The sequence below is a fragment of the Cellulomonas alba genome (genome assembly GCF_030362835.1).
In the GTDB taxonomy this organism is placed as follows: domain Bacteria; phylum Actinomycetota; class Actinomycetes; order Actinomycetales; family Cellulomonadaceae; genus Cellulomonas; species Cellulomonas alba.
This window is the reverse complement of the sequence record NZ_JAUCGQ010000001.1, coordinates 2,581,087-2,601,941: the sequence shown is the minus strand read 5'-3', so window position 1 is coordinate 2,601,941 and position 20,855 is coordinate 2,581,087. Positions and strand designations below refer to the sequence as shown.

The following is a 20,855-nucleotide window of genomic DNA, read 5'->3' as shown; positions in this document are numbered from 1 at the left end:
ACGAGCGCCACCCGTGACCGCGAGCCCCACCCACGCAGCCGGAGCCCACGAGCACATGGCCGACCAGCCCGAGACACCCGCCACCGACGACGCCTCGACAGGCCCGCTCGCGCGCGCGGCCGACACCGTCGGGCAGACCGTCAAGCCCCTGCTGCGCGGCTGGATCCACGCCGGCATCTCGCCGTTCGTGCTCGCCGCGTCGATCGTCCTCGTCGTGCTCTCGCCCACGCCCGCCGCGAAGTGGTCGACCGCCGTGTTCGGCCTGTCCGCCGTGATGCTGTTCGGGACGAGCGCCGTCTACCACCGCGGCCGCTGGTCGCCGCGCGTCTTCGGCGTCCTGCGCCGCCTCGACCACACGAACATCTTCCTGATCATCGCCGGCACCTACACGCCGCTCGCCGTGATCCTGCTGCCGACGCACACCGCGAAGCTCCTGCTGACGATCGTCTGGTCGGGCGCGATCGTGGGGCTGCTCGCGCGCGTGTTCTGGCTCGGCGCGCCGCGCTGGGTCTACGTGCCGGTGTACGTGGCGCTCGGTTGGGTCGCGCTCGCCTTCCTGCCGCAGTTCTGGCACTACGGCAGCCCGACGATCGTGTGGCTCGTCGCGGCGGGCGGCCTCTGCTACACGCTCGGCGCGGTGGTCTACGGCACCAAGAGGCCGAACCCCAGCCCGCGGTACTTCGGGTTCCACGAGATCTTCCACGCGCTGACGGTGGGCGGCTTCGTGTGCCACTACGTCGCCGTGTCGATCGCGTCGTACACGATCGCCTGACGCCCCGGGCGCGGCCCGCTCGCGACGTCAGACGCGCGGCACCACGCGGTAGCGCCGGTTGGCGAGCGACGGGTTCGTCTCGCGCACGCGCGCGATCGCGGCGGGCAGCAGGTCCACCGAGTCGATGGCGGGCTGCTCGTCGAGCTCGAGCAGCACCACGCCGTCGGCGCCCACGACGACCGAGTGCCCCGTGACGCCCGGCCCGGCCTGCCCGACGGCGACCACCGCGGCGGTGCTCTCGACGGCCCGTGCGACAGCGAGCGCGCGCCAGTGCATCGCCTTGAGCGGCCCGGCGGCCCACGCCGCCGGCACGACGAGCACGTCGGCGTCCGCGTCGACGAGCCGCCGCGCGGACTCGGGGAACCGCAGGTCGTAGCACGTCAGCACGCCGAACCGCAGGTCGCCGACCTGGAGCACGAGCGGCGGCGCGTCGGCCGGGCCGGGCTCGAGCCGGTCGGACTCGCGGTGGCCGAACGCGTCGTACAGGTGGACCTTGCGGTAGACGCCCGCCAGGTCGCCGTCGCCGTCGACCGCCACGACCGCGTTGACCGCGAGGTCCCGCTCACCCGGCAGCGTCGTGCCGGCGATCACCGCGACGCCCGACTCGGTGGCGCGCTCGCACAGCAGGGCGACGAACGGGCCGTCGAGCGGCTCGGCGTGCTCGCGGCCGACGCCGTGCGGGTCGAAGCCCGACGCGTACTCGGGCAGCACCAGCAGGTCCGCGCCCGCGCGGGACGCGACGTCGAACGCGTGCCAGACCGCGTCGCGCGCCGCGCCGTGGTCCGCGCCGACGCGCAGCTGGGCGAGCGTCACGCGCACCGGCGGGTGCGCGCCCGGCGCGCTCGTCATCCCCGCGGCCCGTCGCCGTCCGCCGGCTCGCGTCCAGCGCCGCCCGTCGGTCCGGTGCCGTCGTCGGGCGCGGCGTCCTCGCCCTCGAGCTGCTCGGCCCGCCGCGACACCTTGCGCAGGTGGCGCGTCAGCGACAGGAACAGCAGCACCGCGGCGACCGCGAGCAGGAACGTGAACACGAACCCGAGGAACCCCGGCGAGCCGTTCCCGACGGCCTGCGCGGTGGGCGACGGGCTCGGCGTCGGCGTCGCCGCGAGCAGCCAGGCGGCGCTCATCGGGCCAGCTCCGTGCCGCGCACGCCGGCGAACAGGTCGTCCTCGGGAAGCGTCGTCGGCACGCGCGACTCGGCGAGCTCGTACTCCTCGGTCCGCCAGACCTCGAGCTCGACGTCGCGCGGCACCGCGAAGAAGAAGCCGTCGGGGTCGATCTGCGTCGCGTGGGCGCGGAGCGCGTCGTCGCGCGCGGCGAAGAACTCGGAGCACGGGATACGCGTCGTCACGGGTCGCTCGGGGATCTCCATCGCACCGCGCGAGTCGATCCAGTCGCCGAACGGCGACTCGCCGTGCGCCGCCACGATCGCGTCGTGCAGCGTGCGGAACCGCGCGAGCGAGAAGGAGTGGTTGTAGTAGAGCTTGAGCGGCGCCCACGGCTCGCCGCGCCCGACGTACCGGTCGGGGTCGCCCGCGGCGGCGAACGCCTCGAACGCGACGCGGTGGCACATCACGTGGTCCGGGTGCGGGTAGCCGCCCGTCGGGTCGTACGTCGTGACGACGTGCGGCCGGAACTCGCGCATCAGCTCGACGAGCGGCGCCGACGCCTCCTCGAGGGGCACGAGCGCGAAGCACCCCTCGGGCAGCGGCGGCAGCGGGTCGCCCTCCGGCAACCCCGAGTCGACGAAGCCGAGCCAGTGCTGCCGGATGCCCAGCGCGGCGGCCGCGGCCGCCATCTCCTCGCGGCGGACGGCACGCATGCCCTCGACACCGCCGGCGACCTCGCCGTACTTCGTGTTGAGCACGTCGCCGCGCTCGCCGCCGGTGCACGTGACGACCAGCACGTCGACGCCCTGCGCGGCGTACATCGCCGTGGTCGCGGCGCCCTTGCTCGACTCGTCGTCGGGATGGGCGTGCACCGCCATCAGGCGCAGCCGCTCTGCGGACACCTCGGACCTCCTGGGGCTGGGGACGAGAGACAATGATCGCGCACGTCCGGCGCCACGATGCGCGCCGGGCCGAGCGCCCGCCCCACCGTCCCACGCCCGCCGGAGCCCCGTTGTCCCAGCCCACCGCGACCACGCCACCCGCCGGTCGGTACGAGCCCCTGCCCGACGCGCGCCGCACCACGCGGCGCCGGGTGTGGATCGCCGTCGGCGTCGTCGTCGCGCTCGGTCTGCTCGCGTTCGTCACGCGCGGCGTGCTCGCGAACCCGGTGCACTGGCAGGACTACGGCTACAAGGTGGTCGACGACGGCCACGTCACCGTCACGTTCGACGTCACGAAGCCCCGCTCGTCGACCGTGCGGTGCACCGTGCAGGCGCTCTCGGAGTCGTTCGCGCAGGTCGGCGTCCGCACCGTGACGGTCGGGCCGGCGCACACCTCGACGGTGCGCATGACCGTCGACGTCCAGACCGCCGAGACCGCCGTGTCGGGCCTCGTCAAGACCTGCGCCAAGGTCGGCTGACCAGGCCTGTCGCGCGCCGCCCACCTGCGTCGCCCGTTCGGAGGACCGGCGTCGGGCGGCGCCGGTTGCTAGTCTTGACGTTTCGACGCCGCCCCGGTCGGGCGTGACGAGCGTCCGGCGCGACCGCGAGAGCGGCACACCCCCGTCTCGTTGCGCGGACGATCGTTCGCGGCTGCTGGAGGGCGGGATCCCCCGGTCCCGCCCGGCACGACGACTGCATGGAAGGAGCGATCGTGACCGACACGACTGCGGCCACGTGGCTGACCCAGGAGGCCTACGACCGCCTCACCGCCGAGCTCGAGCACCTCAAGGGCGCCCACCGCGACGAGATCACGGCCCGCATCGCCGCGGCTCGAGACGAGGGCGACCTCAAGGAGAACGGCGGCTACCACGCCGCCCGCGAGGAGCAGGCGAAGAACGAGGCCCGCATCCGGGAGCTCGAGGCCAAGCTGCGCAACGTCCAGATCGGCACGCCCAAGGACGACGGCGTCGTCGAGCCGGGCATGGTCGTCACGGCCGACGTGGCGGGCGACGAGATGGTCTTCCTGCTGGGCTCGCGCGAGATCGCCGGCAGCGAGGACATCGAGGTGTTCTCGCCGACGTCGCCGCTCGGCGCCGCGATCAACGGCCGCACGGTCGGCGACAAGGTGTCGTACACCGCGCCGAACGGCCGCGAGATCCCGGTGGCGATCAAGGCCGCCAAGCCCTTCGCGGGCTGACCCCCCGCACGACGCGGCGCCGGTCCCGTCGGGGGCCGGCGCCGTTCGTCATGCGGTACGCGTCGTGCTGGTGACGCGGTAGCCGCATGCGCGGAGCGTCTCGTGCACCGCGGCGCAGTGCTCGAGGCCCTTGGTCTCGACCTGCACGTCGATCGCGACCTCGTCGACCCCGAGGTCGACGCCGGTGCGTGCGTGCGAGATGTCGAGGACGTTCGCGCCCGTCCCGGCGACGTCGCGCAGCAGCTCGGCGAGCGTGCCGGGCGAGTCCGAGAGTCGCACGTGCAGCTGGAGGAAGCGTCCCGCCGACGCGAGGCCGTGCCGCACGACACGCATTAGGACGAGCGGGTCGATGTTGCCGCCCGACAGCACCGCGACCACCGGACCGGTGGTGAACAGCTCGGGTTCGGCCATCAGCGCGGCGACCGCGGCCGCGCCGGCCGGCTCGACCAGCAGCTTGGCGCGCTCCGCGACGAGCAGGAGCGCGCGCGAGAGGTCCTCCTCGGAGACCGTGACGATCTCGGTGCCGTGCGCCGCGAGGATCTCGAACGGCACGCTGCCCGGCAGGCCGACCGCGATCCCGTCGGCCATCGTGCGCATGTCGCGCGCCGCGACCGGGCGGCCCGCGCGCAGCGAGGCCGGGTACGCCGCGGCCGACGCCGCCTGCACGCCGACCACGCGCACCGACGGGCGGGCCTCGGCGAGCGCGGCCACGATCCCCGCCGCGAGCCCGCCGCCGCCCACGGGCACGACGACGGTCGCGAGGTCGGGCACCTGGTCGAGCAGCTCGAGGCCGAGCGTCCCCTGGCCCGCGACGACGTCCGGGTGGTCGAACGGGTGGATCAGCTCCGCGCCGGCGCGCTCGGCGTACGCCAGTGCGTGCGTCAGCGCCTCGTCGACCGACGTCCCGGCGAGCTCGACCTGGGCGCCGTAGTCGCGCGTCGCGGCGATCTTGGGCAGCGCGGCGTCGACCGGCATGAAGACCTTGGCGGCGATGCCGAGCTCGCGCGCGGCGAGCGCGACGCCCTGCGCGTGGTTGCCCGCGCTCGCCGCGACGACGCCACGGGCGCGCTGCTCGGGGGTCAGGCCGGAGAGCCGGGTGTACGCGCCGCGGATCTTGAACGAGCCGGCGCGCTGGAGGTTCTCGCACTTGAGGTGGACGGCCGTGCCGACCAGCTCCGAGAGCGCGCGCGAGTGCTCGACGGGCGTGTGCTCGATGACGCCGTCGAGCAGTGCCGCCGCCGCGCGGACGTCGGCGAGCGTCGTGGGCGTCACGCACGCTCCTCGGGCGAGGGGCCGACCGCGGGGTCCGGGGTGTTCGCGAACTGCTCGATCGACCGGTCGAGAATCGGGTGCCCGCGTTCGCGGATCGTCACGTGGTCCGCGTGGCCGAGCTGCGGGAACTTGTCGTGCCCGTGCAGGTACAGGATCACCGTGTTCAGCACGGCGCACAGAGGCACGGCGAACAGCGCGCCGACGATGCCCGCGACGAACGAGCCCGCGGCGACGGCGAGCAGGACCGCGACGGGGTGCAGCGACACCGCGTGCCCCATCAGGAACGGCTGCAGCAGGTGCCCCTCGATCTGCTGCACGAGCAGGACGACCGCCAGCATGAACAGCGCGGCCCACGGCCCCTGGGCCACGAGCGCGACGAGCACCGCGACCGCGCCCGTCACGACCGCACCCACGACGGGGATGAACGAGCCGACGAACACCAGCGTCGCGAGCGGCAGCGCGAGCGGCACGTGCAGGATCAGCGCGCCGAGCCCGATGCCGACCGCGTCGACCGCCGCCACCAGGATCTGCGTGCGCGTGTAGGCGCCGAGCGTGACGAGGCCGCGGCGCCCGGCCTGGTGCACGCGCTCGCGCGAGCCGCGCGGCAGCAGACCGACGACCCAGGCCCAGATGCCGCGGCCGTCGAGCAGGAAGAAGAACGTGCAGAAGAGCGTGATCAGCGTGCCGGCACCCACGTGCGCGACCGTCGTGCCCGCGTGCAGGACCCCGGTGACCAGCGACGACGAGCCGCCGCTGCCGGAGAACAGGTCCTTGATCCGGTCGGCCCAGCTCTGCACGTCCTGGTCCGAGAGGTGCAGCGGTCCGGTCGCGAGCCAGTCGCGCACCTTCTCGACGCCCTGCGCGGCCTGCGACCACAGGTCGCCGATGCCGTGCACGAGCGACGTCCCGGCCAGGGTCAGCAGCCCGACCACGAGCGCGACGAGGCCGATCACGGTGAGCGCGACGGCCGCCGCCCGGGGCAGGCGCGCCCGCCGGTGCAGGAACGTGACGACCGGCCCGAGCAGCACCGCGAGCAGGAGCGCGATGGCGACCGGGATCACGACGACCTTGACCTGCACCACGAGCCAGGCGAGCACCGCGAGCGCGAGTCCGATCAGCAGCACCCGCCAGGACCAGTCGGCCGCCGCGCGCACCGACGCGGGCACCGGCCCGGCACTCGTCGACGCGACCGGCGCCGCGGTCACGGAGGGGGTCGCGGCGGGGCCCGTCTCGGCGCGTCTGCCGGGGGTCGCGGTGCCGTCGAGGTCGTCGCTCGTCACCAGGCCCAGGCTAGGTGACGGTCCGCACACGCGCGGGAACAGGCTCGCCCGTCACCCGGTTGCACGTGCCGGGAGACCCGCGACCCGGGAACCCCGACCAATCTTGAGAGGACGAACCCATGAGCTGGCTGTTCGGATCCGCCCTGCGCTCGACGATGGTCGAGCCCGACCGCGCCCTGGCCGGCCGCGACGACTACGCCTACACGATCCCCGAGACGCACACCGTGCTCGGCACCCCGCTGCAGGGCCCCTGGCCCACCGGCACCGCGGTGCTGTACCTCGCGATGGGCTGTTTCTGGGGCGCCGAGAAGGAGATGTGGCAGACGCCCGGCGTCGTCACGACCGCCGCGGGCTACCAGGGCGGCTTCACGCCGTTCCCGACGTACGACGAGGTGTGCACCGGCCTGACCGGCCACACCGAGACCGTGCTCGTCGCGTACGACCCGGAGAAGCTGCCGCACGACGAGCTGCTGCGCCGGTTCTGGGAGCTGCACGACCCGACCCAGGGCTACCGCCAGGGCAACGACGTGGGCACCCAGTACCGCTCGGCGATCTTCACGACCACCGACGAGCAGGCCGAGGCCGCCGTCGCGACGCGCGACATGTTCCAGCCGCGCCTCGCTCGCTCCGGCTTCGGCACCATCACGACCGAGATCCGGCCGGCGACGGAGGCCGGACGGTTCTACTACGCCGAGGGCTACCACCAGCAGTACCTGCAGAAGAACCCGAACGGGTACTGCCCGGTGCACTCCACCGGCGTCGCGTGCCCGCTGCCGTCGGGCGCCTGACACACCGGCCGGGCGCGACCCGGCGCGACACGACGAGGGCTCGTCACGCACGGCGTGGCGGGCCCTCGCCCGTCCCCGCGGTCAGGTGCGCCAGGTCGTGGTGCGGGCCGTGAGGTCCGCGTCGCCGATGCGGCCGAGCGGCGACAGCGTGACGACGCGGTTGGCGCTCGGGCGCAGGCGTGCGTCCGTCGCCCAGCGCGCGTCGAGCTCGGCGTCGGCCGCGGCGTCACCCGCGTCGGCCGCGACGAGCAGCGTGGCGATCTCGTCGGCGAGCGCGGGTGCGTCGTCGTGCGGCATCGGGTCCGGTGACGCCCCGGCAGGCAGCGCGAACGGCGGGATGCCCGGCCCCCACACGTCCCACAGCAGGATCTCGTCCAGCTCGCGGTGCGCGAGCTCGAGGAAGACCTCGCCCAGCAGGAACGGCATGCCGGTGAGCTCGGGCATCGTGGGGTCGACGCCGTACCGCGCGGGGTCGACCTTGCCGGCGCGCGCCGCGAGCCAGACCTCGGCGGCCGTCTCGAACGGCGCGCCGAACCCGGCCGGGAGGTCGTGCACGTCGAAGTCGAACCCCTCCTGCGCCAGCTCCGAGTCCGAGCGGACCCACCGGTCGCCGTCCCAGCGCTCGACGACCGCGTGGTCCACGTGGAAGTCGGGCCGGAAGTACCGCGCGAACCCGATGCGGCAGCGCGCGGGGACGCCGTGCTCGCGCAGGATCGCGACCGACAGGAGCGTGTGGTCGCGGCAGCAGCCTGCGAGGCACTGCGCGTCGGTGCGCGGCGCGCCGAGCGGCACCGGGTTGCGGGCCTGCGCGGTGTCGAGCTGGGCGGAGACCCAGCGGAGGTCCACGTCCGGCAGCTGCTCGGGCGTCACGCGGTCCGCCTCGCCGCGGTAGTGCAGCAGCGTGCCCGTCGCGGCGCGGTGGAGGTCCTCCGGGCCGGTCCCGGCAGCCGCGAGCAGCGGCGCGTGCCGGCCCGGGTCGGTGAACGGCGTGTGGGTCGCGTACTGCTCGAGGGTGGGCACCGGTCGACCGTGCCGACGACCCGCGAGCGCTGTCAAGGGCGACCGCGCCCCGGGTCGTACGGTGGTCCTCCACCTGCACGAGGAGCGATGCGATGACCACCACGTGGTCCGGCAGCCACACGTTCGGCGCGGCGACGGTCCACCGGCCGCGCACGCTCGAGGAGCTCCAAGAGCTCGTCGCCGTGTCCCGGCGGGTGCGCGCGCTCGGCTCGCGACACTCGTTCAACGACCTCGCGGACTCGCCCGGCGACCTCGTCGTGCTCGACGCGCTCGCCGCGACCGACGGCGTCGCCGTCGACCCGGTGGCCCGGACGGCGACCGCACCCGCCGGCATGCGGTACGGCGAGCTGGCGCGCGAGCTGCACGCGCGCGGCTGGGCGCTGCACGCGATGGCGTCGCTGCCGCACATCGGGCTCGCGGGCGCGGTCGCGACCGCCACGCACGGCTCGGGCGACCACGCGCGGAACCTCGCGGCGGGCGTCGCAGGGCTCGAGCTCGTCGGCGCCGACGGCACGCTGCGCGTCCTCGACCGCGGGGACGACGAGCTCGCGGGCTCGGTCGTGGCGCTCGGCGCGCTCGGCGTCGTCACCCGCGTCACGTTCGACGTCGAGCCGACGTACGACGTCGCGCAGACCGTGGACCTCGACCTGCCGTGGGACGCGGCGCTCGAGCACTTCGACGAGATCACCGCGAGCGCCGACTCCGTCAGCCTGTTCACCGACTGGTCCGGGCCCGCCGTGCAGCAGGTGTGGCGCAAGGCGCGGGTGCGCGCCGGCGACGAGCGCGCGGAGGTCGAGCGCTACGGAGCGCGTCCCGCGACCGCCAAGAAGCACCCGATCGCCGGGATCGACCCGGTCGCGTGCACACCTCAGCTCGGCGAGCCGGGACCGTGGCACGAGCGCCTGCCGCACTTCCGCCTGGACTTCACCCCGAGCAGCGGCGACGAGCTGCAGTCGGAGTACCTGCTCCCCCGGCGGCACGCGGCCGCGGCGCTGGCCGCCGTGCGGGCGCTGAGCTCCGTCGTCACGCCGCTGCTGCTGGTCAGCGAGGTGCGGACCGTCGCGGCCGACGACCTCTGGCTGTCGACGGCACACGGGGTGGACACGGTCGCGCTGCACTTCACGTGGAAGCAGGTGCCCGAGGTCGCGCACGTGCTGCCCACGATCGAGGACGCGCTCGCGCCGTTCGACGCGCGGCCGCACTGGGGCAAGCTCTTCGCGGACCGCGAGCGCGACCTGGCGCGGCTCTACCCGCGGTGGGACGACTTCCGCGCGCTCGTCGCCCGGCGCGATCCCGGTGGCGTCTTCACGAACGACTTCCTGGCGCGGCACGTGCTCTGACCGCTGCGCCGTGCCGGCCCGGAGCGGCACGCCGACGGCCCGCGCGACGCCTGCGCGAGCCGTCGGGCGGTCCGACAGGGCTCCGGCGTCAGCGGCCGGTGCCCACGATGTCGACGACGAACACCAGCGTGTCGCCGCCGCGGATACCGGCCTGCGGCACCCCGCGGTCGCCGTACCCGAGGTGAGACGGGATCGACAGCAGCACGCGCGAGCCGACCTGCTGGCCCACGAGGCCCTCGTCCCAGCCGGCGATCACGGCGCCGACGCCGATCGGGAAGCTGATCGACGAGCCGCGGTCGTACGAGTTGTCGAAGACGTTGCCGCCCCACGACTGGCCCAGGTAGTGGACCTCGAGGTCGTCGCCGGCCTCGACGAGCGGGCCGTCGCCGCGGCTGAGCACCGTGACCTGCAGGTCGTCGGGCGCGCCGGACGCGGGGAACGTGAGGACCGGCTTCTCGCCGAACGAACCCGAGGCCTGCGGCAGGGCTGCGGACATGAGTGCTCCTTCGATGGATGACTGTGCCCGTCCATCGTGCCGCACGTCGCCGACACCGGCCTCGACGAGCACGCCGCCCCTCTTGCGGAGTTTGGCTAATGCCATTAGCTTTCTTGTCATGACCCAGTACCTGCAGCGTCCCGAGGGGCGCATCGCGTACGACCTGACCGGACCCGCCGACGCCCCGCTCGTCGTGCTCGTCCCCGGCATGGGCGACCTGCGCGGCACCTGGCGCGACATCGCCGAGCCGCTCGCGGCCGCCGGCCATCGCGTCGCGGCCATGGACCTGCGCGGCCACGGCGACTCGGACACGACGTTCACGACGCACGGCGACGTCGTCACCGGGCAGGACGTGCTCGCGCTCGTCGACGAGCTCGGCGGCCCGGCGGTGCTGGTCGGCAGCTCGATGGGCGCGGGCTCGGTCGCCTGGGCCGCCGCCGAGCGGCCGTCGGCCGTCGCCGGCCTCGTGCTGACCGGCCCGTTCCTGCGCAACCCGCCGACGGGCGGCCTGACCGTCGCGCTCACGAAGCTGCTGTACCGCGCGCTGTTCGCGCGACCGTGGGGCGCCGGCGCATGGACCGGGTACTACCGCAAGACCCTCAGCCGCGGGGCGAAGGCGCCGTGGTTCGACGAGCACGTCGCGGCGGTCCACGCCTCGATGTCACGGCCCGCGAACCTGCGCTCGTTCCGGCACCTCTGCGTCCAGCTGACGCACGCGCCGGTCGAGAAGCGGCTCGGGGAGGTGCAGGCGCCGGCGATCGCGTTCCTGGGCGAGCGCGACCCCGACTTCGCGGACCCGGCAGCCGAGGGTGCGTGGATCGGGAGGCGGCTGGGCGCCGAGGTCGTCATGCTGTCGGACGTGGCGCACTACCCGCAGCACCAGGCAGGCGAGCAGGTCGCCGAGCGGACGCTCGCGTTCCTCGCGGCCCTCCCCCGCGACGCACGCGGGTTCGCCGTCGCCGAGCGCCGGGGCCCCTCGGTGGCCGGTGCCTAGGGCAGGGCTCGACCGGCCGACGGTCGGCGCGCTCGCGCTCGAGGTGGTGGACGAGGGGGGCCCTACGGGGTTCACCGACCTGACGCTGTCGGCCGTCGCGGCGCGCGCCGGAGTGGCCGTCCCGAGCCTCTACAAGCACGTCGGCGGCCTGCACGAGCTGCGGCTCGACGTCGCGGCGACCTGCGTCGCGGACTTCGCGCACGCTCTGGCCGCGGCGCGCGACACCGCCGCCCGGAACGGCACCGACCCGGCGCACGCGCTGCGCGCGATGGCGCACGCCACGCGGTCCTACGCGCTCACCCGCCCTGGGCGGTACCAGGCGGTGCAGGGCGCCGGCTGGCCCTCGGACCCCGGCGCGCAGGCCGTGCGGGACGCCGCGCTGCGAGCGGTCGACGCGCTGGCCGGCGCCGTCGCAGCCGTCGGGGTGCCGCCCGAGCGGCAGATCGACGCGGTCCGCGCGTTCCGCGCGGGGCTGCACGGCTTCGTGGCGCTCGAGCTGGGCGGCGGCTTCGGCATGCCGCAGGACGTCGACGCGAGCTTCCACTACCTCGTCGACCTGCTCATCGCGGGCCTCACCGCCCAGCGTTGAGGCGGCCCGAGCCGCACCAACGTGCGCCACGCGCGCGCGAGCCGGCCCGCGTGCGCTCCCCGCCCGCGGCTCCCGACTCAGAGCCCCAGGCGGGCGTTCAGCCAGCGGTGCTGCCGGTCCGTCTGGTAGGCCGAACCCGCCTCGTGCATGTTGAACTCGTACACCGCCATCTCGCGCTCGGGGTCGCCGCCGAGCGAGCCGTAGTGGTTGTACGCGGCGTACACGGTGGACGGCGGGCAGATGTCGTCGCGCAGCGCGACCGAGAACAGCGCGGGCGCGCTCGCTCGGCGGCCGAGGTGCACGCCGTCGAAGTACGAGAGCGTGTGGAACACCTGCTCGGCGCGGCCGCGGTGCACCGCGAGGAAGCGCACGATCTCGTGGTACGGGTCGGTGTCGACCAGCGCGACCGCGCGGCGGAAGTGGCAGAGGAACGGCACGTCCGACATCACGCCGACGAGCCCGTCCGACAGGCCTGCCGCCGCGAGCGCGAGGCCTCCACCCTGGCTGCCGCCGGCCACCGCGACGCGCGCCGGGTCGACGCCGGGCAGCGCGCGGGCCGCGTCGACCGCGCGCACGGCGTCCGTCATCGTGCGCCGGTAGTAGTACTCCGCGGGGTCGAGGATGCCGCGCGTCATCACGCCGGGGATCGCCGGACCCGAGCCGACGGGGTCGGGCGTCGCGCCGCCTGCGCTCCAGATCGACCCCTGGCCGCGGGTGTCCATCAGCACGTGGACGTACCCGGCGGCGGCCCAGTGCAGGTTCTCGTGGGGCAGCCCGCGACCGCCGCCGTAGCCGAGGAACTCGACGACCGCGGGCAGCGCCTCGCCGCGCGTCCCCGCCGGGCGCGTCACCCACGCGCGGATCGGCTGGCCGTCGAACCCGGCGAACGTCAGGTCCTCGACGTCCACGAGCCTCAGCCCGGCGTCGACCGGCCGCAGGTCGACCAGCACGTCGTGACGGCGCGCGTCCGCGATCGTCGACGCCCAGAAGTCGTCGAGGTCCGCAGGCTCGTCGAGCTCGGGCCGGTACGCGCGCAGCTCGGCGAGGGGGAGGTCGTACAGCGCCATCTCGCTCCTTGGTGCGATGGGGCCCGCGTCGTCGCGACCCCCGAAGGACGAATCGATCCGACCCGGACCCTACCGCCGTCGGACGCCCGTCCCGTCCCCCGGAGCACGCCCTCGACCCCGAGGGGCCACGGGGGGCACCCTGACTACAAATGGGGGGCGCACCTGAGGGACAGCCTCCCGACCGGCCCCCTAGGGTCGGGGCTGGCCGGCATTCACAGGGGGCGGCCGGTGACACCCGAGACGAGGACAGGACCGATGATCGAGGCGCAAGCACTCACGAAGAGATACGGCGACAAGACCGCCGTCGACGGCATCACGTTCACCGTGCAGCCGGGCAAGGTGACGGGCTTCCTGGGCCCCAACGGCGCCGGCAAGTCGACGACGATGCGCATGATCATGGGCCTCGACCGGCCCACCCAGGGCTCGGTGACCGTCAACGGTCGCCCGTACGACAAGTTTGCCTCCCCGCTGACCGAGGTCGGCGCGCTGCTCGAGGCGAAGGCGGTCCACACCGGTCGCAGCGCACGGAACCACCTGCGCGCCCTGGCCGCGACGCACGGCATCCCCGACAAGCGGGTCAACGAGGTCATCGAGATGACCGGCCTGCAGCAGGTCGCCAAGCGCCGCGTCGGCGGGTTCTCGCTCGGCATGGGCCAGCGGCTGGGCATCGCGGTCGCGCTGCTCGGCGACCCGCGCACGCTGATCCTCGACGAGCCCGTCAACGGCCTCGACCCCGAGGGCGTGCTCTGGGTGCGCAACCTGGTCAAGTACCTCGCCGGCGAGGGGCGCACGATCTTCCTGTCGTCGCACCTGATGAGCGAGATGGCGCTGACGGCCGACCACCTCATCGTCATCGGCAAGGGCCGCATCATCACGGACGGCCCGGTCGACGAGGTCATCGCGCAGGCGACGACCACCACCGTGCTGGTCCGCTCGCCGCAGGCTGGGCGGATCGCCGAGCTCGTGGCCGGCCCCGGCGTGACGGTCAGCTCGCCCGAGCCCGGCGTGCTCCAGCTCCACGGCGTGGACGCGCCGTCGGTCGGCGAGGCCGCGGCCCGCGAGGGCCTCGTCCTGCACGAGCTCACCCCCGTGCGCGGCTCGCTCGAGGACGCGTACATGAGCCTGACGAGCGACGCGGTCGAGTACCACTCCGCAGCGCTTCCCGACGCCACGACGCACGACCCCGAGGTGACCCGATGACCACGCTCACCACGACCGACGCCGCACCGGCCGGCGTCACGACCCAGCGCACGGAGCGGGTGACGGTCGGCGGCCTCCTGCGGTCCGAGTGGATCAAGTTCTGGACCGTGAAGTCGACGATCTGGACGCTGTCGGTGTCCTCGGTCGTGATCATCGGCCTCGCGCTGCTCGCGAGCCTCGCGATCGTCAACTCGGACGACACGAACCCCAACCCGCTCGACGCCTTCGGTGGCACGGCGTTCCTCGGACCGCTGGCCGTCGCCGTGCTGGGCGCGCTCAGCATCACCGCCGAGTACTCGACGGGCATGATCCGCTCGAGCTTCGCCGCCGAGCCGCGCCGGCTGCCGGTCATCTGGGCGAAGGCGGCGATCCTCGCGCTCGTCGTGCTCGTCGCGACGGCGCTCGCGGTCGCGATCGCCGCGGTGCTGCAGTGGGCGATCTTCCACGGCAAGGACTTCTACGTCGACGCGACCGACCCGCAGGTGATCCGGGCGCTGTTCGGCCAGGCGCTCTACGTGACGGCGATCGCGCTGTTCGCGTTCGCGCTCGGCACGCTGATGCGTCAGTCTGCCGCCGCGATCGCGACGGTCCTCGGTGTGCTGCTGGTGCTACCGATCCTGTTCCAGATCATCCCGTGGAGCGTCCTGCACGACCTCATGCCGTTCCTGCCGAACGTCGCCGGCTCGCAGATCACGCAGACCGACGCGCAGATCCAGTCCCAGGCCGACCCGAGCTACACGACCCTGAGCGCGTGGCAGGGCTTCGGCGTGCTGCTGGCCTACGTCGTCGTGGTGATGATCCCCGGCGCGTGGCGCGTGAAGACCCGCGACGCCTGATCCCGCCCGGCACGACGAAGGCCCCGGCCTCCCTCGCGGAGACCGGGGCCTTCGTGCCGGCATGGCCGACCGGCTCAGAGCAGCTCGAGCGCCTCCTCGGGCGTGCCCTCGACCGCCTGCGCGTCGGCGTTCCAGCGCGACCACAGCACGCGCTCGCCGATCGACCGGGCCATGAAGTGCCCGGTCGCGAAGAACACCAGGACGCCGACGCCGATCACGGCGACGCCGACCCAGAACGGCGCGTCGACGCCCACGTGCTCGGCGAGCAGCCCGGCGACCACCGGCGCGGGGGCCGCGAAGCCCCACCGGACGAGGTTGAACGCGCCGGTCGTGACACGACGGTCGGGCGAGCCCATCGCGAGCGCGAGGTCGGTGAGGTTCGCGTTCGCGATGCCCATCGCGATGCCGGCGACCACGAGCGTGACGACCTTGGCCCACGTCGGGTCGAGCACCGCGAGGCCGACGAGGGTCAGCATCACGACGATCACCGCGAAGCCCACGGCCTGCACGCCACCGAACTTGTGCGCGAGCTTGTGGCCGACCACCAGGATGCCGAACGCGAGGCCGACGCCCCAGGCGGTGAACACGAGGCCGAGCGGCACGACGTCGAGGCCGAGCGCGACCGGGGTGTAGCCCAGCACGATGAAGAACACGAAGTTGTACGTCGCGGTCAGCACGGACAGCGCGACGAAGGCGGGCTTGCGGAACGGCGTGAACACCTCGCCGAGCCGGAGCGGCGCGGGTGCGACCTCGGGGTCCTTGAGCCGCGTGAGCGCGATGATCAGCGCACCGATCATGAAGATGCCGCAGACGAAGAACGGCACGCGCCACGAGATCTTGCCGAGCAGGCCGCCGATGAGCGGGCCGACCGCGAAGCCCAGGCCGACGCACGTCTCGAAGAGCCCGACGACCCACTCGCGGTCGTTGGCGAGCGAGACGAGCAGCACCATCGCGGTCGCGAAGAACATCGCGTTGCCGAGGCCCCAGAGGCCGCGGAACGCGGCGAGCCCGCCGATGCCGTTGCTGAAGGACGCGCAGATCGCGGCGACCGCCACGACCGAGACGCCCGCGGCGAGGATCTTCTTGTAGCCGAACCTCCCGGTCGCCATGACGGCGGGGATCATGCCGATCGCCATGACCGCGATGTAGGCGGTGAACAGCAGCTCGATCTGCCACGTCGTGGCGCCCAGGTCCTGGCCGATGATGGGCAGGATGGGGTCGACGATCGCGATGCCGGCGATGGCGAAGAACGCCGTGAGGGCGGTCGAGTAGATCGCCGTCTTGTGGGGTTCGTTCCTGGCGGGTGCCACTGACGCTCCTGATATATCTGTAGGTGGCAGGTAATTACCTGTATGCTACACCCAGACGGACGGAGGATGGATCGTGGACCCTGACGTGCGCACCATCGAGGAGCAGGTGGCACTGCTGCTGCGCCTGGCGGACCGGAACCGCCGCCGAGCGACGCGGCTCGACGGCACGCTCGAGCGGTCGGCCTACCTGGCGCTCGGCCGGCTCGCGGCGGACGGACCGCTGGGCATCAACGAGATCGCCGACCACCTGCGACTCGACGCGTCGACCGTGACGCGGCAGGTGCTCGCCATGGAGACCGCGGGCCACGTGACCCGCGAGCGCGACGAGAACGACGGCCGGCGCGCCGTGATCAGCATGACGCCCGCCGGCGCCGAGGCGCTCGCCGCGACCCGCTCCGCACGGCACGACGTCTACCGCGACGTCCTCGCGGGCTGGGAGCAGGACGACCGCCACCAGCTCGCCGCGCTGCTGACCCGCCTCAACGCCGAGCTCGACGCGGGCACCGGCCTCCGGTGACCATCGCGGGCCGCCGTCGCGGCGTTCGCGGGTTCGCCACCTAGGCTGTCCGGGCTCGCCCCGGACGCGCCCGGCGAGCCCACCCCAGCCGGAGGTCCCGTGCCCGACGCCGCCCCTCGCCGCCGCCCCGCGCCGCACGTCGGCGTCGTCGTCCGCACCGAACGGCTCTCGCCGTCGTTCGTGCGCGTCCTCGTCGGCGGCCTCGCGACGTTCGAGCCGTCGCCGCACGCCGACTCGTACGTCAAGCTCGTCATGCTGCCGAGCGGCGCCCCCCGGCCGATCGACCCCGAGGGTCGGCTCGACCTCGACGCGGTGCGCACCGCGCTCCCCGCCGACGACCAGCCCCGCCAGCGCGCGTACACCGTGCGCGCGTACGACGCCGCCCGCCGCGAGCTCGCGCTGGACGTCGTGGTGCACGGCGACCAGGGGGTCGCGGCGCCGTGGGCGGCGAAGGCGCAGCCGGGTGACCCGGTCGCGCTCACCGGTCCGGGCGGCGCGTGGTCCCCCGACCGCGACGCCGCGTCGCACCTGCTGATCGGCGATGCGAGCGCGCTGCCCGCCGTCGCGGTCGCGCTCGAGCGCCTGCCCGCCAGCGCGGTCGGCCACGCGCTGCTCGAGGTGCCGCACGCCGACGACGAGCTGCCGCTCGCCGCGCCGCCGGGCGTCGAGCTCCGGTACGTGCACACCGACGAGCGCGCCCCCGGCGCCGCCCTGGTCGAGGCTGCGCTCGCCCTCCCGTCGCTGCCCCCGCCGACGAGCGCGTTCCTGCACGGCGAGGCGGGCATGGTCCGTGAGCTGCGTCGCCACCTGCGCGCCGACCGCGGCATCGCGAACACGCAGCTGTCCGTCTCGGGGTACTGGCGCCTGGGCGTCACGGACGAGGGCTGGCGGGCCGGCAAGCGTGCGTGGCTCGCCGACATCGAGAGCGCCGAGGCCGCCGCGGGGCTGCGCTGACGCGCACGACGCGTCCGTCGTCGGACTCCGCGCCGTAGCGCCGTCAGCGCACCGCCGGCAGCGACTGCAGGTGCGCCAGCTCCTTCGGGTCCTGCGCCTGCATCCAGGCGACGACGTCGGAGTAGGTGGCGCAGACGGTACCCGGGTCGTCGCAGACCTCGAGCATGAAGTCCTTCACCGCCGGGTTGAACGCGTTGCCGCTCCAGCCGTTGAAGTGGTTGCCGATCACCAGGGGCGCCCGGTTGCCGAGCCGCGCCACGTCGTACATGTGCTCGTAGGTGGCGAGGACCTTCGCGCGGATGGCGGGCGCGGCCGCCGGGTCGTTCTTCGCGCCGTTGAACTTGAACCAGAAGTTGTAGTCCATCGCCGTCACGTTCCCGAACGCCGGTGACGCGACGTACTGCATCGGGAACTCCCAGATGCCGTGCACCTTCCGGGGCCACGCGATCGAGCCCGACCCCGACGTGTCGTACGTCATGTGGTGCGCACGCCACGCCGGCAGCACGGCCGAGAACCGACCCTCGAGGCACGGCAGCCGCCCGCCCACGATGGAGTCGGACGGGACCTGCAGGTCGGGCGCGCCGGGCAGGTCGTCGATCGACTTCCAGCTCTGGACGACGGTGAAGTACTGGTCGAGCTCGCTGCGCCACTGCGCCGCGGTCCACTGCCCACCGCCGGGGCGCGCCTCGTCGCAGAAGTGGCCGTTGTAGTGCGTGCCGATCTCGTCGCCCGCCGCGTACGCCTGGTTGAGGTCGCGGACCTCTTGCTCGACCTGCGCGGCGCTGCCACCGAACCCGACCTCCGAGACGCCGCGTGCGTGCCCCGGACCCCGGTAGGCGTCGCGGTGCGCGTCGGTGAGCAGGTAGGTGCCCGAGAGGAATCCGGTGAAGCGCGCGTCGACCCGGTCGGCGGCCGCCAGGAACTCCTGCCAGCGCTCGTGCCACCCCGCGCCGTCGAACGAGAACAGCACGAACTGCGGCGGCGTCTCTCCGGGCCGCAGCGGACGCACGTCGACGTTGGAGGCGGCGCGGTGCGCCACCTCGGCCGGGGTCGGGCCCGGGTTCGGGGGCGAGGTCGAGGGCGGCGCAGCGATGGGCACGGCCGGCGCCGGTGGCGGCTCCGTCGAGGCCGGGGTCGACGAGTGCGCACCAGGACCCGACGGGCTCGACTCCGTGCCGGCGTGCTCGTCCGGCGTCCCGACCGTGCACGCCGCCGCCGACAGCCCGACGGCGGCGACCAGCGCGGCGGTGCGCCATCGCGACGTCCTCGTCCGCATCACCGCCGCCTCTCGCCCGCGCGTCGTCCTACTGTCACACCGACCGCCGCGGGGACCGCGTCGACGCACCGCCACGGTCGGGTGGCGCGGCGGACGCGCTGCCGAGGGAGACGTCGGAGACGACCGGCGGGCGCGCGTCGGGGCGACGGGTGAAGCCGCCGGCCCGGCGGGTGAACTCCCGTGCCGCCGCGCTGCCATCCGACCGACACCTGCGTGCCCCCGCCCGGGCTCGAACCGGGACTGGGCCGGGTTTAAGCCGGCTGCCTCTGCCGATTGGGCTACGGGGGCGCGGTCGTCATCCTGCCAGGCCCGCCGCGCGCAGCCACGGCGTGCTGCGTCCGGGGAAGCGACGAGCCCCGGCCGGCGGACCGGTCGGGGCTCGGCGGCAGGAGCGTGTCAGCTCGCCGTCTTCGACGCCTTCTCGGCGGGCGAGCCCGCCTCGGCCTTGATCGAGGGCAGCGAGGCCGCCTTCTGCTCGGCCTCGACGACGCGCGGCTTCGCCGGCACGGACGCCGCGCGGAACTCCGCCCGCGGGTCGTGCAGCGCACCGAGCGAGACGACCTCGCGGCGCAGCAGCACCGAGCCCGTCCAGCCCGCCATGATGCGCAGCTTGCGGTTGACGGTCGGCATCGCGAACACGTGGTAGGTCCGGTGCAGCACCCACGCGAGGAAGCCGCGCACCTTGATCTTGCCGAACATCTGCGCGACGCCCTTGTACATGCCGAGCGAGGCGACCGCACCGATGTTCTTGTGCTTGTAGTCGGTGAGCTCCGCGCTGCGCAGCACGCGCGCGAGGTTGTCGCCGAGGTGGTTGCCCTCGCGGAGCGCGTGCTGGGCGTTCGGCGGGCAGAACTTGCCGGGGTTGTAGAGGTCCGGCACCGCGGCGCAGTCGCCCGCGGCGTACGCGTCCGGCACGACGTGACCCTCGGCGTCGACCACCTGGAGCTTGGCGTTGACCGTGACGCGACCGAGCTGGTCGAGCGGCAGGTCCGACTTCTGCAGCACCGGGTTCGCCTTGACGCCCGCCGTCCACACGATCGTCTCGGCGTCGAACTCCATCTTGTTCGACAGCACGACGTGACCGTCGACGCACGAGTTGAGGAACGTCGAGAGGTGGATCTCGATGTTGCGCTTGCGCAGCTGCTCGAGCGTGTAGCCGCCGAGCTCCTCGCTGACCTCGGGGAGGATGCGCGGGCTGCCCTCGACGAGCACGAAACGGAGCTCGCTCTGCTCGATCTGCTTGTAGTGGCGGACCGTGTAGCGCGCGATGTCCTCGATCTCCGCGAGCGCCTCGATGCCGGCGAAGCCGCCGCCGACGAAGACGAACGTCAGCATGCGCTGGCGCAGCTCGGGGTCCCACGTCGACGACGCGACGTCGATCCGGTTGAGGATGTGGTTGCGGACCGCGATGGCCTCTTCGACCGTCTTGAAGCCGATGCCCTGCTCCGCGAGGCCGGGGATGGGCAGCGTGCGGGCGACCGAGCCGAGGCCGACCACCAGGTGGTCGTACGTGACCCAGTACGGCTCGCCCTCCTCGGGCGTGATCTGCACGGTGCGCTCGCTGTGGTTGATCTGCGAGACCTTGCCCTGCAGCACGTCGACGCCCTTGAGCGCGCGGCGGTGCGGCGCCACGACGTTGCGCGCGTCGATCGAGCCGGCGGCCGCCTCGGGAAGGAACGGCGCGTACGTCATGTACGGGTTCGGGTCCACGACGACGATCGCGGCCTCGCGGCGCCCCAGGCGCTTGCGCAGCCGGCGCGCGGTGTACAGGCCCACCGTCCCGCCGCCGAGGATGACGATGCGCGGCACCTTGCGCGACTTGCCGGCCCTCGCCGATGCGGGGGCAGCGTCAACCGGGGTCGAGACAGACTGAGGCATACCTTTACGGTATCCGCCCGG

General features: G+C 73.8%; 22 protein-coding genes and 1 tRNA gene. 11 read left to right on the top strand and 12 right to left on the bottom strand.

Translation table 11 applies throughout. The features are described 5' to 3' along the window. The first annotated feature begins 55 nt into the window (after positions 1–55). Positions 56–772, top strand: a complete 717-nt coding sequence (trhA, locus tag QRT04_RS11840; protein WP_289455477.1) for a PAQR family membrane homeostasis protein TrhA — start codon at positions 56–58, stop codon at positions 770–772. Positions 773–799: 27 nt separating this feature from the next. On the opposite strand, the gene QRT04_RS11835 is transcribed toward trhA, so the two are convergent. Genes QRT04_RS11835 through mca form a run of 3 tightly spaced genes read right to left on the bottom strand, consistent with a single transcriptional unit; the run spans position 800 to position 2,756 of the window. Then, positions 800–1,621, bottom strand: coding sequence for a carbon-nitrogen hydrolase family protein (locus QRT04_RS11835; protein WP_289455476.1), 822 nt, complete (start codon positions 1,619–1,621; stop codon positions 800–802). After that, positions 1,618–1,896 (bottom strand): hypothetical protein, encoded by a 279-nt coding sequence (locus QRT04_RS11830; RefSeq protein ID WP_289455475.1) that lies wholly within the window; start codon positions 1,894–1,896, stop codon positions 1,618–1,620. The genes QRT04_RS11835 and QRT04_RS11830 overlap by 4 nt, the downstream gene beginning before the upstream one ends. Then, positions 1,893–2,756, bottom strand: coding sequence for a mycothiol conjugate amidase Mca (gene mca, locus QRT04_RS11825; protein WP_407653615.1), 864 nt, complete (start codon positions 2,754–2,756; stop codon positions 1,893–1,895). The genes QRT04_RS11830 and mca overlap by 4 nt, the downstream gene beginning before the upstream one ends. 134 nt (positions 2,757–2,890) lie before the next feature. Between mca and QRT04_RS11820 the strand changes: the two genes are divergently transcribed. Further along, a complete protein-coding gene (locus tag QRT04_RS11820; RefSeq protein WP_289455472.1) occupies positions 2,891–3,298 on the top strand; it encodes a DUF4307 domain-containing protein in 408 nt (135 codons plus the stop codon). A 233-nt stretch (positions 3,299–3,531) separates the two neighbouring features. Beyond that, the gene (gene greA / locus QRT04_RS11815) at positions 3,532–4,017 is read left to right on the top strand and encodes a transcription elongation factor GreA (protein ID WP_289455471.1); all 486 of its coding nucleotides are present in this window, start codon (positions 3,532–3,534) and stop codon (positions 4,015–4,017) included. Positions 4,018–4,065: 48 nt separating this feature from the next. Here greA and ilvA read toward each other — a convergent pair whose 3' ends face one another. Together ilvA and QRT04_RS11805 are read right to left on the bottom strand one after the other, a co-directional pair. Next, entirely contained in the window at positions 4,066–5,289 is a 1,224-nt protein-coding gene (gene ilvA, locus QRT04_RS11810) for a threonine ammonia-lyase (RefSeq protein WP_289455470.1), read from the bottom strand. Then, on the bottom strand, positions 5,286–6,494 hold the full coding sequence (locus QRT04_RS11805; protein WP_289455781.1) for an AI-2E family transporter: 1,209 nt from the start codon (positions 6,492–6,494) through the stop codon (positions 5,286–5,288). The genes ilvA and QRT04_RS11805 overlap by 4 nt, the downstream gene beginning before the upstream one ends. A gap of 194 nt (positions 6,495–6,688) precedes the next feature. Here QRT04_RS11805 and msrA point away from each other — a divergent pair, with 194 nt between their 5' ends. Then, positions 6,689–7,357 carry a peptide-methionine (S)-S-oxide reductase MsrA gene (gene msrA, locus QRT04_RS11800; RefSeq protein ID WP_289455469.1) on the top strand — a complete coding sequence of 223 codons (669 nt, stop codon included), beginning with the start codon at positions 6,689–6,691 and terminating at the stop codon, positions 7,355–7,357. 81 nt (positions 7,358–7,438) lie between these two features. Here the strand turns inward: msrA and QRT04_RS11795 are convergent, their stop codons facing one another. Beyond that, the gene (locus tag QRT04_RS11795; protein ID WP_289455468.1) at positions 7,439–8,377 is read right to left on the bottom strand and encodes a transglutaminase-like domain-containing protein; all 939 of its coding nucleotides are present in this window, start codon (positions 8,375–8,377) and stop codon (positions 7,439–7,441) included. Between the two features lie 92 nt (positions 8,378–8,469). Here QRT04_RS11795 and QRT04_RS11790 point away from each other — a divergent pair, with 92 nt between their 5' ends. Then, a complete protein-coding gene (locus tag QRT04_RS11790; protein ID WP_289455467.1) occupies positions 8,470–9,717 on the top strand; it encodes a D-arabinono-1,4-lactone oxidase in 1,248 nt (415 codons plus the stop codon). Positions 9,718–9,805: 88 nt separating this feature from the next. On the opposite strand, the gene QRT04_RS11785 is transcribed toward QRT04_RS11790, so the two are convergent. After that, complete coding sequence (locus tag QRT04_RS11785; RefSeq protein ID WP_289455466.1) at positions 9,806–10,213, bottom strand: FKBP-type peptidyl-prolyl cis-trans isomerase; 408 nt, start codon at positions 10,211–10,213, stop codon at positions 9,806–9,808. A gap of 118 nt (positions 10,214–10,331) precedes the next feature. On the opposite strand from QRT04_RS11785, the gene QRT04_RS11780 reads away from it, so the two are divergent. Next, a complete protein-coding gene (locus QRT04_RS11780) occupies positions 10,332–11,207 on the top strand; it encodes an alpha/beta fold hydrolase (RefSeq protein ID WP_289455465.1) in 876 nt (291 codons plus the stop codon). After that, on the top strand, positions 11,200–11,796 hold the full coding sequence (locus tag QRT04_RS11775; protein ID WP_289455464.1) for a TetR-like C-terminal domain-containing protein: 597 nt from the start codon (positions 11,200–11,202) through the stop codon (positions 11,794–11,796). Before QRT04_RS11780 ends, QRT04_RS11775 begins: the two co-directional genes overlap by 8 nt. A 77-nt stretch (positions 11,797–11,873) precedes the next feature. Here QRT04_RS11775 and QRT04_RS11770 read toward each other — a convergent pair whose 3' ends face one another. Then, a complete protein-coding gene (locus tag QRT04_RS11770) occupies positions 11,874–12,863 on the bottom strand; it encodes an acetylxylan esterase (RefSeq protein ID WP_289455463.1) in 990 nt (329 codons plus the stop codon). A gap of 255 nt (positions 12,864–13,118) precedes the next feature. Between QRT04_RS11770 and QRT04_RS11765 the strand changes: the two genes are divergently transcribed. Together QRT04_RS11765 and QRT04_RS11760 are read left to right on the top strand one after the other, a co-directional pair. Beyond that, a complete protein-coding gene (locus QRT04_RS11765; protein ID WP_289455461.1) occupies positions 13,119–14,063 on the top strand; it encodes an ABC transporter ATP-binding protein in 945 nt (314 codons plus the stop codon). Continuing rightward, a complete protein-coding gene (locus tag QRT04_RS11760; protein ID WP_289455460.1) occupies positions 14,060–14,899 on the top strand; it encodes an ABC transporter permease subunit in 840 nt (279 codons plus the stop codon). The genes QRT04_RS11765 and QRT04_RS11760 overlap by 4 nt, the downstream gene beginning before the upstream one ends. A gap of 74 nt (positions 14,900–14,973) precedes the next feature. Here QRT04_RS11760 and QRT04_RS11755 read toward each other — a convergent pair whose 3' ends face one another. Further along, entirely contained in the window at positions 14,974–16,209 is a 1,236-nt protein-coding gene (locus tag QRT04_RS11755) for an MFS transporter (RefSeq protein WP_289455459.1), read from the bottom strand. 73 nt (positions 16,210–16,282) lie between these two features. On the opposite strand from QRT04_RS11755, the gene QRT04_RS11750 reads away from it, so the two are divergent. Next, positions 16,283–16,726 carry a MarR family winged helix-turn-helix transcriptional regulator gene (locus QRT04_RS11750; RefSeq protein WP_289455458.1) on the top strand — a complete coding sequence of 148 codons (444 nt, stop codon included), beginning with the start codon at positions 16,283–16,285 and terminating at the stop codon, positions 16,724–16,726. Positions 16,727–16,825: 99 nt separating this feature from the next. Then, entirely contained in the window at positions 16,826–17,680 is an 855-nt protein-coding gene (locus QRT04_RS11745) for a siderophore-interacting protein (RefSeq protein WP_289455457.1), read from the top strand. A 43-nt stretch (positions 17,681–17,723) separates the two neighbouring features. Here the strand turns inward: QRT04_RS11745 and QRT04_RS11740 are convergent, their stop codons facing one another. From QRT04_RS11740 to QRT04_RS11730, 3 genes are all read right to left on the bottom strand, one after another. Then, positions 17,724–18,956 carry a polysaccharide deacetylase family protein gene (locus QRT04_RS11740; RefSeq protein WP_289455456.1) on the bottom strand — a complete coding sequence of 411 codons (1,233 nt, stop codon included), beginning with the start codon at positions 18,954–18,956 and terminating at the stop codon, positions 17,724–17,726. 214 nt (positions 18,957–19,170) lie between these two features. Beyond that, positions 19,171–19,244: transfer RNA gene (locus tag QRT04_RS11735), tRNA-Leu, on the bottom strand. A 108-nt stretch (positions 19,245–19,352) separates the two neighbouring features. Then, positions 19,353–20,834 carry an NAD(P)/FAD-dependent oxidoreductase gene (locus tag QRT04_RS11730; protein ID WP_289455455.1) on the bottom strand — a complete coding sequence of 494 codons (1,482 nt, stop codon included), beginning with the start codon at positions 20,832–20,834 and terminating at the stop codon, positions 19,353–19,355. Positions 20,835–20,855 lie beyond the last annotated feature (21 nt).